Here is a 13,471-nt window from a genome sequence, read left to right on the forward strand (position 1 = left end):
GTGCATATATGTGCAGTAAAAATGCATCGGCGCAGACGGTGCTGCGCTGGAACATGTATAATCCGCGCAACGAGAACCAGGAGCTAAATACGCCCATGAATGCAGAATCATCCAGCCAAGCGCAAAACGTAGACCATCATGAAATCGCCAAGTTCGAGGCCGTTGCCTCACGCTGGTGGGATTTGGAAGGTGAATTCAAACCGCTGCACCGTATCAATCCGTTGCGCCTGAACTACATCCTGCAGCGTGCCGGTGGCATTTTTGACAAGAAAGTGCTCGATGTGGGCTGCGGCGGCGGCATTTTAGCGGAAAGCATGGCGCGTGAAGGCGCTCAGGTCACCGGATTGGACATGGGGGCAGAACCGCTACAGGTCGCTCGACTGCATGCGCTGGAAAGCGGCATGGCGGTGAATTACATACAGGAAACAGTAGAGAGCCATGCACAGGCCAATCCGCAACAGTATGATGTCGTCACCTGCATGGAAATGCTGGAACACGTCCCCGATCCAGCCTCTGTGGTACGCGCCTGTGCTCACCTGGTGAAACCAGGTGGCCACGTGTTCTTCTCCACCATCAACCGCAACACCAAAGCCTGGTTGATGGCGGTAGTGGGTGCAGAATACATCCTGAAAATGGTGCCACAGGGTACACATGATCATAAGAAGTTCATTCGCCCTTCTGAACTGATCGGCTGGGTTGACGGTACACCGCTACGCGAAAGACACATGATTGGTCTGCATTACAATCCGATTACCGACCATTTCAAACTGGGCCGTAACGTTGATGTGAACTACATGGTACATACGCAGCACGAAGGCTGAGTCTTCCATCCCGCGCCGGGACTGGCTTGCCAGCTCCGGTGCGTAGCTAACATTAAGATAAATACCTAATTTATCCGGTTTCGATCAAAATCACCGTTGTAAACAGTTTTTAAGAATATTAAATCAGATCAATATGCCGTTTTTTTCTAACGTTTAATAAAGCGGCAAACGATCACGTTTTTCTGATTATAGGGAAATTCTTATCCCACTTATTGACAAGCTTGTCGCGCCAGTCACAGCGCGCACTTCCAAAGACAAGTCACATTTCACCCCCAAGTTATCCACAAATTAGGCCACTTTTGTTCACTTGCAAACGCCCTGTTTTCTCACTATCTTGTTACCTCACCGACATACAACCCCTATATATAGTGTTTACATACTGAGCAGAGCTACTACACTTCTGCTTAGGGGCACCATACGGACAGGTAAAACACCACATGAACCAAAGTCTGCTTGTAACTAAACGCGATGGCCGTAAAGAGCGCATCAACCTCGACAAAATCCACCGTGTCATCGACTGGGCCGCGGAAGGGTTAAACAACGTCTCGGTTTCTCAAGTAGAGTTGCGTTCTCACATTCAGTTTTATGACGGCATCAAAACCGCTGATATTCATGAAACCATTATCAAAGCTGCAGCCGATCTGATTTCGCGCGACGCGCCGGACTATCAGTATTTGGCAGCACGCCTGGCTATCTTCCACCTGCGCAAAAAAGCTTACGGTCAATTTGAACCGCCAAAGCTGCTCGATCACGTGGCGCGCATGGTAGAAATGGGCAAGTACGATAAGCATCTGCTGGAAGACTACAGCTCTGAAGAGTTCGAGCAGATGGACTCCTTTATCGATCACTGGCGTGATATGAATTTCTCCTACGCGGCTGTTAAGCAGCTGGAAGGGAAATATCTGGTGCAGAACCGCGTCAGCGGTGAGATCTACGAGAGCGCGCAGTTCTTGTATATCCTGGTGGCGGCTTGCCTGTTCTCCAACTATCCGCGTGAAACCCGTCTGGATTACATTAAACGTTTCTACGACGCGATTTCCACCTTCAAGATTTCACTGCCTACGCCAATCATGTCCGGCGTGCGCACCCCAACCCGCCAGTTCAGCTCTTGCGTGCTGATCGAGTGTGGTGACAGCCTGGATTCCATCAACGCCACCTCCAGCGCCATTGTGAAATACGTTTCGCAACGTGCAGGCATCGGTATCAACGCCGGCCGCATCCGCGCGCTGGGTAGCCCGATCCGTGGTGGTGAAGCCTTCCATACCGGCTGTATCCCGTTCTACAAGCATTTCCAGACTGCGGTAAAATCCTGCTCTCAAGGCGGTGTTCGCGGTGGTGCGGCCACCCTGTTCTACCCAATGTGGCATCTGGAAGTTGAAAGCCTGTTGGTTCTGAAGAACAACCGTGGCGTTGAAGGCAACCGCGTTCGTCACATGGACTATGGCGTGCAGTTGAACCGCCTGATGTACCAGCGCCTGATCAAAGGCCAGGACATCACCCTGTTCAGCCCGTCTGACGTTCCTGGTTTGTATGATGCGTTCTTCGCCAATCAAGACGAATTCGAACGTCTGTACACCCAGTACGAACAAGACGACAGCATTCGTCAGAAACGTGTGAAAGCGGTTGAACTGTTCTCACTGATGATGCAGGAACGTGCCTCAACCGGCCGTATCTACATCCAGAACGTCGATCACTGCAACACCCACAGCCCGTTTGATCCGCAGATCGCACCGGTACGCCAGTCTAACCTGTGCCTGGAAATCGCTCTGCCGACCAAGCCGCTGGACGACGTCAACGACGAAAATGGCGAAATCGCCCTGTGTACGCTGTCGGCCTTTAACCTGGGTGCTATCGAAAGCCTGGACGATCTGGAAGAGTTGGCTACCCTGGCGGTACGTGCGCTGGATGCCCTGCTGGACTACCAGGACTACCCAATCAAAGCCGCTCACCGTGGCGCGATGGGTCGTCGCACCCTGGGTATTGGCGTGATCAACTACGCTTACTACCTGGCGAAGAACGGCGTACGTTACTCTGACGGCAGCGCTAACGCCCTGACCCACAAGACATTCGAAGCTATCCAGTATTACCTGCTGAAGGCATCGAACCGTCTGGCTCAGGAACAAGGCGCGTGCCCGTGGTTCAAAGAAACCACCTATTCGCAGGGTATCTTGCCGATCGACACCTACAAGAAAGATTTGGATGTCATCTGCCAAGAGCCACTGCACTACGACTGGGAAACCTTACGTAAAGAGATCGTGGAAACCGGTCTGCGCAACTCCACCCTGTCAGCGCTGATGCCTTCGGAAACCTCTTCGCAGATTTCCAACGCCACCAACGGCATCGAGCCACCACGTGGTCACATCAGTATTAAAGCATCGAAAGACGGTATTTTGCGCCAGGTAGTGCCAGAATATGAGCGTCTGAAAAACGACTACGAACTGCTGTGGGAAATGCCGAACAACGACGGTTACCTGCAACTGGTCGGTCTGATGCAGAAGTTTATCGACCAGTCGATCTCTGCCAACACCAACTATGATCCGACCCGTTTCCCGGGCGGTAAGGTGCCGATGAAGCAGCTGTTGAAAGACCTGCTCACCACCTACAAGTTTGGTGTCAAGACGCTGTATTATCAGAACACCCGCGACGGTGCAGAAGATGTCCAGGAAGATTTGTTGCCAGCTAAAGAAGGCGATGATGACTGCGAAAGCGGCGCCTGCAAGATCTAAAGTTTGACACAGCGGGCCGGAACTCTTCCGGCCCCTTCTAATTCAGCACGGCACTAATGGATTCAGGCTTATGGCTTACACCACATTTTCTCAAAACAAAAACAACCAGTTACTGGAACCGATGTTTTTCGGTCAGTCAGTTAACGTTGCGCGTTTCGATCAGCAAAAACATGAAATTTTCGAAAAACTGATTGAGAAACAGCTGTCTTTCTTCTGGCGTCCTGAAGAAGTTGACGTCTCCCGCGACCGTATTGACTATCAGGCACTGCCGGATCATGAGAAACACATTTTCATCAGCAATCTGAAATACCAGACGCTGTTGGATTCGATTCAGGGCCGCAGCCCGAACGTGGCCTTGTTGCCGCTGATCTCGATCCCGGAACTGGAAACCTGGGTGGAAACCTGGTCATTCTCCGAGACCATCCACTCCCGTTCTTATACCCATATTATCCGTAATATCGTCAACGATCCGGCGATCGTATTTGATGATATCGTCACCAACGAAGAGATCCTCAAGCGCGCGAAAGACATTTCCGGCTACTACGACGATCTGATCGAGATGACAAGCTACTACCACCTGCTGGGTGAAGGCACACACCAGGTCAACGGTAAAACCGTGACCATCAGCCTGCGTGCGCTGAAAAAGCAGCTTTATCTGTGCCTGATGAGTGTCAACGCATTGGAAGCGATCCGCTTCTATGTCAGCTTCGCCTGTTCATTCGCCTTTGCGGAACGCGAACTGATGGAAGGAAACGCCAAAATCATCAAGCTGATCGCCCGTGACGAAGCATTACACCTGACCGGCACCCAGCACATGCTGAACCTGATGCGTTCTGGTGCAGATGACCCAGAAATGGCAGAAATCGCCGTTGAGTGTCAACAGCAATGCTACGACCTGTTTGTGCTGGCGGCAGAGCAGGAAAAAGAGTGGGCAGAATACCTGTTCCGTGACGGTTCTATGATTGGTCTGAACAAAGACATCCTGTGCCAGTATGTGGAATACATTACCAATATCCGCATGCAGGCTGTTGGCCTCGGTCTGCCGTTCGCAACCCGTTCTAACCCGATCCCGTGGATCAACGCCTGGTTAGTCTCCGACAACGTACAGGTTGCGCCGCAGGAAGTGGAGGTCAGTTCCTACCTGGTAGGCCAGATCGACTCGGAAGTACATGCCGACGACCTGAGCGACTTCGAACTCTAAGCGATGTCATCATCCATCGTGACGCTGCGTACCGCAGGTACGCAGCTACCCTGCCCCAAGAATGAACGTTGTCTGCTCGATGTGCTGGAATTGCACGACGTTGAAGTGGAATACCAGTGCCGCTCAGGCTATTGCGGTGCCTGCCGTCTGAAGTTGGTGAAAGGTGAGGTGGTTTATCACCAACAACCGCTGGCGTTTATCAACGACGGTGAAATCCTGCCTTGCTGCTGCATGCCACTGACCGATATCGAACTGGAACTGTGATTTCCAAGAGTGTTCTTCAATCATCTAGATATATTGGGGCTTTCATCTATCCGCCTTGCCACACAATGCCCAAGACGAATAGTCTCAAGCACCCGCAGCGATTGTAATAGCCTATCCTCAACGCGATAACCCCTTATAATATTATGATTAATAAGGGGTATATCACTACCATCAAGCATTCACTACTCGATAATCTCGACGATCTCCAACCAGCCGTTTTTCCCACACACTGGCCCACCGTTCAGCCAACGCCGCAGCATGTCCAAAGCCAGCATCGCTACCGACTCTTGCCGCAGCCGTAAGCCGTGACGTGCAGCCTGGTAACGAACTGTCTGCCCAATACCACCTTTTGGCGTGTGCAGCGCCACGCTCACCTGGTTGCCATTCATGGCACTGACCGCCAATGCCAGTTGCGCGCCGGTCAGTTCCGCCAGTGAACGCGCACGGGCCAGCGTGGTTTCCAGCGTTTCCACACAGTGCGACGGCAGCAGCTCGCCACCAGCCAGCGGTGCGCCTTCGGTCTGCAGCTGCAGATTGATCAATCCGGCGCTGAACTGTTCGCTCAGCGCCAGCTTCAACCCTTGCTGGTTCAAGCGTTGCGTCAGTGCTGCCGGCAAGCCGATAGTGCCCTCAAAGAGGGTGTTGTCACCCGCCACCTGGCGCACTCGCTCCCAGGCCTGTTCCATCGCCGCACGTTGGGTCACAGGGCCAGTCAGCTTCAGCTCAATGATCGGGCTGGAAGAGCGGTAACCGAGCACCACGTCAGGTGGCAGCGGCATACCATCGAGTTCGGCGGCCAGATCGCTTTCGGAGGTACCAAAGGTGGTTAAACGCAAACACAGCGGGGGTGAAGGCAAGGTAAAGCGCTCACGCAGGCGCGGGACGATTTGTTGCTCGACCATCACTTTGAATTCAGAAGGGACACCGGGGGTGAAAAACAGAATGCAACGGTTCAGCTTTAACGCAAAACCACAGGCGGTACCCACCGGGTTATCGAGCAACTCGGCGTTTGCCGGGATCTGCGCCTGTTTACGGTTTGAAGCCGCCATCGGCCGACCACGTTCGGCAAAATAAGCCTCCATATGCGCCAACCATTGGGCATGTTCCACCAGCTCAACACCACAAGCGCTAGCCGCCGCCTGTGCGCTGAGATCGTCACTGGTCGGCCCCAGACCACCGTTAACAATCAACACATCGGCGATATGGCTACGTTCCTGCAAAGTCTCGATCAGAGAGGAGAGGTTATCCCCCACGGTTTCACGGCCGCTCATCGGCATGCCCTGCTGGAACAAATAATCAGCCAACCAAGCAGCGTTGGTATCTATAATCTGCCCGTGTAGCACCTCATCGCCGGTGCTGAGCATCTCCACCCTTAACATTGATCTCTCCCACATTTTCTGATCATTCCACTATAGAAGCCTGTAAATAAGTTTTCACTACGCATTGCCGGTTAATTTCTGTCGAAGGCATTTTTTTGCGACATCACGTGGCTTATCACGGTGTAAATATAAGTTAACACTACCCGTAACGCCTGTTTGACACAAAATAATCCATCAACTATCCTGCCGCACTTAGAATGAGTTACCTATAATTTTCCAAAATCTTTGGCTGATAGAGAAAAACGTGAAAAATCGCACGCTTGGCAGTGTTTTTATCGTCGCAGGAACCACCATTGGCGCCGGGATGTTGGCAATGCCACTGGCGGCGGCTGGCGTAGGCTTCGGTGTCACTCTGGGTCTGCTGGTCGGACTGTGGCTCTTGATGTGCTATACCGCCCTGCTGCTGGTTGAAGTCTATCAGCACGAGCAAGCAGATACCGGCCTGGGAACCTTGGCAAAGCGCTACCTTGGCGGCGGAGGCCAATGGCTAACCAGTTTCAGCATGATGTTTCTGATGTATGCCCTGACTGCCGCCTACATTAGCGGAGCCGGCGAATTACTGGCGGCCAGTATCAGCCAATGGACCTCACAAGATTTCCCCACCACGTTAGGTGTGCTGCTGTTTACTCTGGTTGCTGGTGGCGTCGTTTGCATTGGCACCCACTCGGTCGATCTGTTTAACCGCATCCTGTTCAGCGCCAAAGTGGTATTTTTGATTGTCATGCTGGGCTTGATGCTGCCAAATATTCACCAAACTAACCTGATGACGTTACCACTGGAACAAGGACTGGCGCTGTCTGCCATCCCGGTGATCTTCACTTCGTTTGGTTTCCACGGTAGCGTTCCCAGCATCGTTAACTACATGGGCGGCAACATCCGCAAGTTGCGCTGGGTATTCATTATCGGCAGCGCCATTCCGCTGGTGGCCTACATTTTCTGGCAGTTAGCTACGCTAGGCAGTATCAGCTCTACCACTTTCGTCGGTATTTTAGCGCAACAAGCCGGTCTGAACGGTTTATTGCAGGCAGTACGTGACGTAGTGGCATCTCCACACGTAGAGCTCGCCGTGCATTTGTTTGCCGATCTCGCGTTGGCAACCTCATTCCTTGGCGTAGCACTTGGGTTATTTGATTTCCTCGCCGATTTGTTCAAACGACAGGATAACGTGCGAGGCCGTCTGCAAACGGGTGCCATCACTTTCCTGCCACCGCTGGCTTTCGCCCTGTTCTATCCGCGTGGCTTTGTGTTGGCACTGGGCTTTGCCGCCATTGCGTTGGCGATACTGGCATTGTTACTGCCGTCATTGCTGGTATGGAAAACACGTCAACAGCATCAAGCGAAATACCGTGTTTGGGGCGGGACGCCTGCATTGGCGTTGGTGTTTGTCTGCGGGATAACGGTGATTGCCATTCAACTGGGCATCGCCAGCGGCATACTACCCGCGGTAGGCTAATCGATTATCGGTAAAACAAGGGGCCCACTGGGCCCCTTATTGTTTGGATCAGAAGCTCAGACCGACACCCACATATGGGCCATCGGCCAAAGTGTTGTCACGACGTCCATCCTTCCCTTCCATCTTCATATAGCGGTAACCCACATCCACGCTGAGTGGACGGAAGATATTCCAGCGCAGGCCACCGCTAGCCTCGTTGTAGGCCTTCACGCCACTGGTCAGCGATTCAGGTGCAAAATAGCCTTCGCCATGCAGGCTGAAGTAACGGTTGATAGCCCAGTCCAGGCCACCACCTAATGCTAATGCACCACCGCTTTTACCGTCTTTCGGGCTCAGATACAGTGCCTTACCGCCTACCGTTGCGGTCAACGGCCCAAGTGGCAGACCGAAATTCAGCCCCAGGCTGCCAACGTTGCCGTCATGATCGCTGCGCGCCCAGTTGCCTGTTAATCCCAACCCGGAAGTACCGGTATCCTGGCCAAAGCCAAGGTTGGTGTAATGCTGCCCCGCCTCGCCCGACAGGCTCAGCGCGCTCGCGGCACCCGTAACAAACAGCATGCTTGCTGCGCAGGCGACCAAAGTCTTTTTCATCATCTATCCCTCTTGCTACTTCATCCATTACGGACGATATGAGTTAACCCGTAATAATACCGTCACGAGTCTATACCAAAGCACAACCAGTCTTTAAGGGATAAAAGCGAAAAAATCCTTAATTAATCAAATGAATGTAAAGTTGTGCAAGTAAAAGCCTTATCCCTAAAGGCAATGACAACGATAACTCAGACCTATTTGCCGCGAGCGTTCAATAGGTCTACAACTAGTAGTGGCATTACCCCAGGTCAGGGTAAGCCCTCTTGCAGGATTATATGATGAACGCTTAAGCCGCCCGAGTTTTGACTCGATTGCAATACGATAAGGAGCAAGTAATGAGCAAGAAAGGACTGACTACCGCAGCCGGCGCACCGGTTGTCGATAATAATAACGTGATTACCGCGGGTAAACGCGGTCCAATGCTGCTTCAGGACGTTTGGTTCCTGGAAAAGCTGGCCCATTTCGACCGTGAAGTTATCCCTGAACGCCGCATGCACGCCAAGGGATCCGGCGCCTACGGCACGTTCACCGTCACCCACGATATTACCCAGTACACCCGCGCAAAAATCTTCTCTGAAATCGGCAAGCAAACTGACATGTTTATCCGCTTCTCCACCGTTGCCGGTGAGCGTGGTGCCGCTGACGCCGAACGTGACATTCGTGGTTTTGCCATGAAGTTTTATACCGAGGAAGGCAATTGGGATCTGGTGGGTAATGACACACCGGTCTTCTATCTGCGCGATCCACTGAAATTCCCCGATCTCAACCACGTGGTCAAACGCGATCCTCGCACTAATCTGCGCAATCCAACCTACAAGTGGGATTTCTTCTCGCTGTCACCGGAAAGCCTGCACCAGTTGACCATAGATTTCAGCGACCGCGGCATCCCGAAATCCTATCGTCATATGCACGGCTTCGGCAGCCATACTTTCAGCTTTATCAATGCCAACAATGAGCGTTTTTGGGTGAAGTTCCATTTCCGCTGCGAACAAGGCATTGAAAACCTGATGGATGATGAAGCGGAAGCCATCATCGCCAAAGACCGTGAAAGTTCGCAACGTGATCTGTTTGAAGCCATCGAACGGGGTGATTACCCACGCTGGAAACTGCAAATCCAGATTATGCCTGAACACGAAGCCTCACAGACCCCATACAACCCGTTCGATCTGACCAAGGTATGGCCGCACGGCGACTACCCGTTAATCGACGTTGGTTTCTTCGAACTGCATCGCAACCCAGAAAACTACTTCTCAGAAGTTGAACAGGTAGCGGTGAACCCGGCCAACGTGGTGCCTGGCATCAGCTTCTCGCCAGACAAAATGCTGCAAGGGCGTCTGTTCTCTTACGGGGATGCACACCGTTATCGTCTGGGCGTGAACCATCATCAGATCCCGGTTAACAGCCCGAAATGCCCATTCCACAATTATCATCGTGATGGTGCAATGCGTGTGGATGGCAACAGCGGCAACGGCGCAACCTACGAGCCGAACAGTTTCGGTTTGTTCCAGGAACAACCCGACTTTAGCGAACCGCCATTGAGTATTGAAGGCGCAGCCGACCACTGGAACCATCGTGAAGACGATGATTACTACAGCCAACCGCGTGCACTCTTTAACCTGCTGAGCGCCGAAGAGCATCAGCGCATGTTCACCCGCATCGCCGGTGAGCTGTCGCAGGTACCAGAACAGATCCAACGTCGTCAGGTTGATTTGTTTACCAAAGTGCATCCGGACTACGGTGCTGGTGTAGCCAAAGCACTTGGCCTGAAATAACCCCGCACCGTTATCGTTGAGGCCGCCCTAGGGCGGCCTTTCTTATCGACTCGCTATCTGCTGCGCTACCCATTGCTGCAACTGACGGCGCGATACTTTAATACCACTGCTTTTCAGTTCGGCTGGCATCGCCAACAGCGCCATCGGCCGCTGGAAATTCACCAGTCGATCCTGCGACCAAGTCAGCAGTTCTTCCAACGATAGGGGCTCTTCACTGTCGATCACCGCCACCGGTCGTTGACCAAACTCAACGTCATTCACCGGCACCACCACCACCTGGGAAATCCTCGGGTGAGCGGCCAACACACGCTCAATATCCTCTGGCTGAACGCCTTCCCCACCGCTGAAAAACAGGTTGTCCAACCGCCCAAGAATCCGCAATTCTCCCTGTTCCATCACGCCGCGATCGCGCGTATGAAACCAGCCTTGATCATCGGCAAGGGGCTGCAATGCACCACGCTGCCAATATCCCCGCGCCAGGCTTTGGGCTCGGATCCATATCTCTTCATTGACCAGCTTGATTTCCCGGCCTGCCAGTGGCAACCCAACACCAGGCCGTGCATCAGCGCGTTTGGCACAGACTGTGGATGCGAGCTCAGTCAAACCATAGCCACACCAGCAGCTAATGCCCAGCTCTTCCGCCTGTTCAGTCAGTTCCACCGGGATCATCGCGCCCCCGAGCAGCACTTTTTTCAAGGTCAGTGTCGCTAGCGGTTGCGTCAGCAGACGCCAAAGTTGGGTCGGCACCAAAGAGGCATGTGTACAGCCCGCTAGCGCGTCTGCCAGCAGATGCATATCGCGGACAACCAGCCCACCTCCTGCCATCAACCAGCGCCAAACAATGCCCTGCCCGGAGACGTGAAACAACGGCAATGACAGCAACCAGCGGTCCTGAGATTGAAAATCCATCAGCTGTAATACACCTTCGGCACTGGCAAGATGCGCGGCATAACTGTGCGCCGCCGCTTTTGGTGTGCCGCTGGAGCCTGAAGTCAACGTCAATGTCGCCAATCGCTGAGCGTCCCAACGTGGTGGATTCAGCCAACGGTGTTCAGTTGAAGGCGGGTTTAAACGGATGACCGTCGCCGGTAAGGTCGGCAACAGGTCTGGGCTGAAGGCAAAATCGATATTCAGATCGGGCAACAGCGTTGCGAGCAGGGAAACAGGCAGCGCCGGATTAAGCGGTAACAGCCGCGCACCGCACTGCAACAGCGCCAGATAGGCTAACAACAGTGGATAGCTATTCTTTCCACACAACGCAACGCCACAGCCAGGCTCAACGCCCTGATGCTGAAAATCAGCCGCCAGTTTGTCCACCTGACGCCGCAACACCAACCAACTAACCGGCTGATGAGCAACCATCACCGCCATCGCCTGCGGACGCCGCTGCGCCCAATGTCGCCATGGCCAGTCGTTTAACTGTGCCATACACACTCCAGTGCCTGCAGGTCCAGCAGCGGCAGCGTGCTGTCTGGCCAGCCCCGTAGCAATTGAGCCTGCATCAGATCAAGCGTGTCGAGCCCAGGGACCGTGGCCGGAGTCAGCCAATGTGCCATGCGCGCCAATTGCGTCAATCCCAGACTCGATTCAATACTGGAGCTGATCACTGCTGTTAACCCTGCCGCATGTGCCTGTTCTACTAAGGCATGGCAACGATCCAGGCTACCGACCAACGTCGGTTTAATCACGATCGCCGCCACGCCCGGCTCGGCCTCCACCACAAAGTCCGGCTCACGCACACTTTCATCCCAGGCGATGGCAATGCCAGTCGCCTGAGCGAAATCCCGCGATTCATTACGGGTTTTGCAAGGTTCCTCGAGGAAAGCAATACGCTCACGCAGTGCCGGATCCACATATTTAGCGAACCCATCCGCCTTGGCCCGCGTCCAACTGCGGTTGGCGTCCAGCCGCAGTCTGAGATCCGGCAATGCCTCCAACAGCACGTTAACGATCATGCCGTCACGTACTGCCTCATATAACCCGACCTTCACCTTCGCAACCTTTTCCCCCGGTAAAGCGGTTAGCACTGCAAACAATTCATCGGGATCGCCCGTACACAATGGTGCTTTGCGGTAGTCAGCCTGCAACGGCAACCGTTGTTCCAGTTCCGCCAACGCACAGCTTGTGCCAAATGCCACCGACGGTAACAGGCTGTCTGGCGGCAATACTCCCGCCTGCCATGACTGTACCCAGCTCAGCGTATCTTGCTCGGCTTGCGCCAGCGTTTCCTGGCTGAACTCCGGCAAGGGTGCGATCTCACCCCAGCCTTCCTGCTCACCTTGTTGCAGATGGATCAGCACACCATCACGGGTTTTCAACCGTTGGTTGCGCAGTACCACGCCAGCGTCCATCGGCAGACTGTAACGGTAAACGGCGGCGTTACGGATAGGGGAAATCATTACGGGTTGCGCTTAAATTTGCTGAAGTCCGGCTGACGCTTTTCGTTAAATGCGTTGCGCCCTTCCTGGCCTTCATCAGTCATGTAGAACAGCATGGTGGCATTACCCGCCAGCTCTTGCAGACCAGCCTGGCCATCACAGTCGGCATTCAGGGCCGCTTTCAGACAACGCAGCGCCATCGGGCTGTTTTGCAGCATTTCACGACACCAGCGTACGGTTTCTTTTTCCAGGTCTGCCAAAGGCACTACGGTATTGACCAGCCCCATGTCCAAGGCTGCTGCGGCATCATACTGGCGGCACAAGAACCAGATCTCACGCGCTTTTTTCTGGCCAACAATGCGTGCCATGTAAGAAGCCCCCCAACCGCCATCGAACGAACCGACTTTCGGGCCAGTCTGGCCGAAAATAGCATTGTCCGCGGCAATGGTCAGATCACACATCATATGCAGTACATGGCCGCCACCGATCGAATAGCCGGCCACCATCGCCACGACCGGTTTTGGGCAAGTGCGGATCTGGCGCTGGAAATCGAGCACGTTCAGGTGATGCACACCGCTGTCGTCTTGGTAGCCGCCGTAGTCCCCACGTACTTTCTGATCGCCACCTGAGCAGAAGGCTTTGTCGCCGGCACCGGTCAGGATGATGGTACCAATGCCATCGTCATAACGGGCATTGGATAGCGCCTCAATCATCTCTTTTACCGTGTGCGGTCGGAACGCATTGCGCACCTGTGGCCGGTTGATGGTGATTTTAGCAATGCCGTCGCTGGACTTGTGATACAGGATGTCTTCGAAATCACCGGAGCAATCCTGCCAGTCGATGGCGGCATACAGTTGTTCTTCGTTCGGATAGAGCATGTTCTGTT

The 13,471-nt window shown here is 53.7% G+C and carries 11 protein-coding genes; 6 read left to right on the plus strand and 5 right to left on the minus strand.

Going from position 1 to position 13,471, the window contains the following annotated elements; genetic code table 11:
• Window positions 1-95: 95 nt before the first annotated feature.
• The 4 genes from ubiG to yfaE all read left to right on the plus strand — a co-directional run bounded on the left by ubiG (window position 96) and on the right by yfaE (window position 5,012).
• A complete protein-coding gene (ubiG, locus tag SGBXF1_RS16545) occupies window positions 96-821 on the plus strand; it encodes a bifunctional 2-polyprenyl-6-hydroxyphenol methylase/3-demethylubiquinol 3-O-methyltransferase UbiG (protein ID WP_037421060.1) in 726 nt (241 codons plus the stop codon).
• A 437-nt stretch (window positions 822-1,258) separates the two neighbouring features.
• The gene (nrdA, locus tag SGBXF1_RS16550) at window positions 1,259-3,547 is read left to right on the plus strand and encodes a class 1a ribonucleoside-diphosphate reductase subunit alpha (protein ID WP_037420912.1); all 2,289 of its coding nucleotides are present in this window, start codon (window positions 1,259-1,261) and stop codon (window positions 3,545-3,547) included.
• A 70-nt stretch (window positions 3,548-3,617) separates the two neighbouring features.
• A complete protein-coding gene (gene nrdB / locus SGBXF1_RS16555) occupies window positions 3,618-4,748 on the plus strand; it encodes a class Ia ribonucleoside-diphosphate reductase subunit beta (RefSeq protein ID WP_061808010.1) in 1,131 nt (376 codons plus the stop codon).
• A gap of 3 nt (window positions 4,749-4,751) precedes the next feature.
• Window positions 4,752-5,012 carry a class I ribonucleotide reductase maintenance protein YfaE gene (gene yfaE / locus SGBXF1_RS16560; RefSeq protein ID WP_037420919.1) on the plus strand — a complete coding sequence of 87 codons (261 nt, stop codon included), beginning with the start codon at window positions 4,752-4,754 and terminating at the stop codon, window positions 5,010-5,012.
• Window positions 5,013-5,194: 182 nt separating this feature from the next.
• On the opposite strand, the gene SGBXF1_RS16565 is transcribed toward yfaE, so the two are convergent.
• Window positions 5,195-6,391 carry a nicotinamide mononucleotide deamidase-related protein YfaY gene (locus SGBXF1_RS16565; RefSeq protein WP_037420922.1) on the minus strand — a complete coding sequence of 399 codons (1,197 nt, stop codon included), beginning with the start codon at window positions 6,389-6,391 and terminating at the stop codon, window positions 5,195-5,197.
• A gap of 244 nt (window positions 6,392-6,635) precedes the next feature.
• Between SGBXF1_RS16565 and tyrP the strand changes: the two genes are divergently transcribed.
• Window positions 6,636-7,844 carry a tyrosine transporter TyrP gene (tyrP, locus tag SGBXF1_RS16570; protein ID WP_037420925.1) on the plus strand — a complete coding sequence of 403 codons (1,209 nt, stop codon included), beginning with the start codon at window positions 6,636-6,638 and terminating at the stop codon, window positions 7,842-7,844.
• A 48-nt stretch (window positions 7,845-7,892) separates the two neighbouring features.
• On the opposite strand, the gene SGBXF1_RS16575 is transcribed toward tyrP, so the two are convergent.
• A complete protein-coding gene (locus SGBXF1_RS16575) occupies window positions 7,893-8,435 on the minus strand; it encodes a YfaZ family outer membrane protein (RefSeq protein WP_037421065.1) in 543 nt (180 codons plus the stop codon).
• Between the two features lie 335 nt (window positions 8,436-8,770).
• Here SGBXF1_RS16575 and katA point away from each other — a divergent pair, with 335 nt between their 5' ends.
• On the plus strand, window positions 8,771-10,207 hold the full coding sequence (katA, locus tag SGBXF1_RS16580; RefSeq protein ID WP_130381474.1) for a catalase KatA: 1,437 nt from the start codon (window positions 8,771-8,773) through the stop codon (window positions 10,205-10,207).
• Between the two features lie 42 nt (window positions 10,208-10,249).
• Here katA and menE read toward each other — a convergent pair whose 3' ends face one another.
• The 3 genes from menE to menB are packed head-to-tail and all read right to left on the minus strand — an operon-like array spanning window position 10,250 to window position 13,463.
• The gene (gene menE, locus SGBXF1_RS16585) at window positions 10,250-11,635 is read right to left on the minus strand and encodes an o-succinylbenzoate--CoA ligase (RefSeq protein WP_186427207.1); all 1,386 of its coding nucleotides are present in this window, start codon (window positions 11,633-11,635) and stop codon (window positions 10,250-10,252) included.
• Complete coding sequence (gene menC / locus SGBXF1_RS16590) at window positions 11,623-12,594, minus strand: o-succinylbenzoate synthase (RefSeq protein WP_186428527.1); 972 nt, start codon at window positions 12,592-12,594, stop codon at window positions 11,623-11,625. Before menC ends, menE begins: the two co-directional genes overlap by 13 nt.
• A gap of 11 nt (window positions 12,595-12,605) precedes the next feature.
• Complete coding sequence (gene menB / locus SGBXF1_RS16595) at window positions 12,606-13,463, minus strand: 1,4-dihydroxy-2-naphthoyl-CoA synthase (protein ID WP_037420936.1); 858 nt, start codon at window positions 13,461-13,463, stop codon at window positions 12,606-12,608.
• Window positions 13,464-13,471 lie beyond the last annotated feature (8 nt).

Origin of the sequence: Serratia grimesii, assembly GCF_900186025.1 — a bacterium.
In the GTDB taxonomy this organism is placed as follows: Bacteria; Pseudomonadota; Gammaproteobacteria; order Enterobacterales; family Enterobacteriaceae; genus Serratia; species Serratia grimesii.

Bases quoted from the DNA above. Each gene is read 5' to 3' on its own strand.
- ubiG (WP_037421060.1), top strand. From the start codon at position 96: ATGAATGCAGAATCATCCAGCCAAGCGCAAAACGTAGACCATCATGAA.
- nrdA (WP_037420912.1), top strand. From the start codon at position 1,259: ATGAACCAAAGTCTGCTTGTAACTAAACGCGATGGCCGTAAAGAGCGC.
- nrdB (WP_061808010.1), top strand. From the start codon at position 3,618: ATGGCTTACACCACATTTTCTCAAAACAAAAACAACCAGTTACTGGAA.
- yfaE (WP_037420919.1), top strand. From the start codon at position 4,752: ATGTCATCATCCATCGTGACGCTGCGTACCGCAGGTACGCAGCTACCC.
- SGBXF1_RS16565 (WP_037420922.1), bottom strand. From the start codon at position 6,391: ATGTTAAGGGTGGAGATGCTCAGCACCGGCGATGAGGTGCTACACGGG.
- SGBXF1_RS16575 (WP_037421065.1), bottom strand. From the start codon at position 8,435: ATGAAAAAGACTTTGGTCGCCTGCGCAGCAAGCATGCTGTTTGTTACG.
- katA (WP_130381474.1), top strand. From the start codon at position 8,771: ATGAGCAAGAAAGGACTGACTACCGCAGCCGGCGCACCGGTTGTCGAT.
- menE (WP_186427207.1), bottom strand. From the start codon at position 11,635: ATGGCACAGTTAAACGACTGGCCATGGCGACATTGGGCGCAGCGGCGT.
- menB (WP_037420936.1), bottom strand. From the start codon at position 13,463: ATGCTCTATCCGAACGAAGAACAACTGTATGCCGCCATCGACTGGCAG.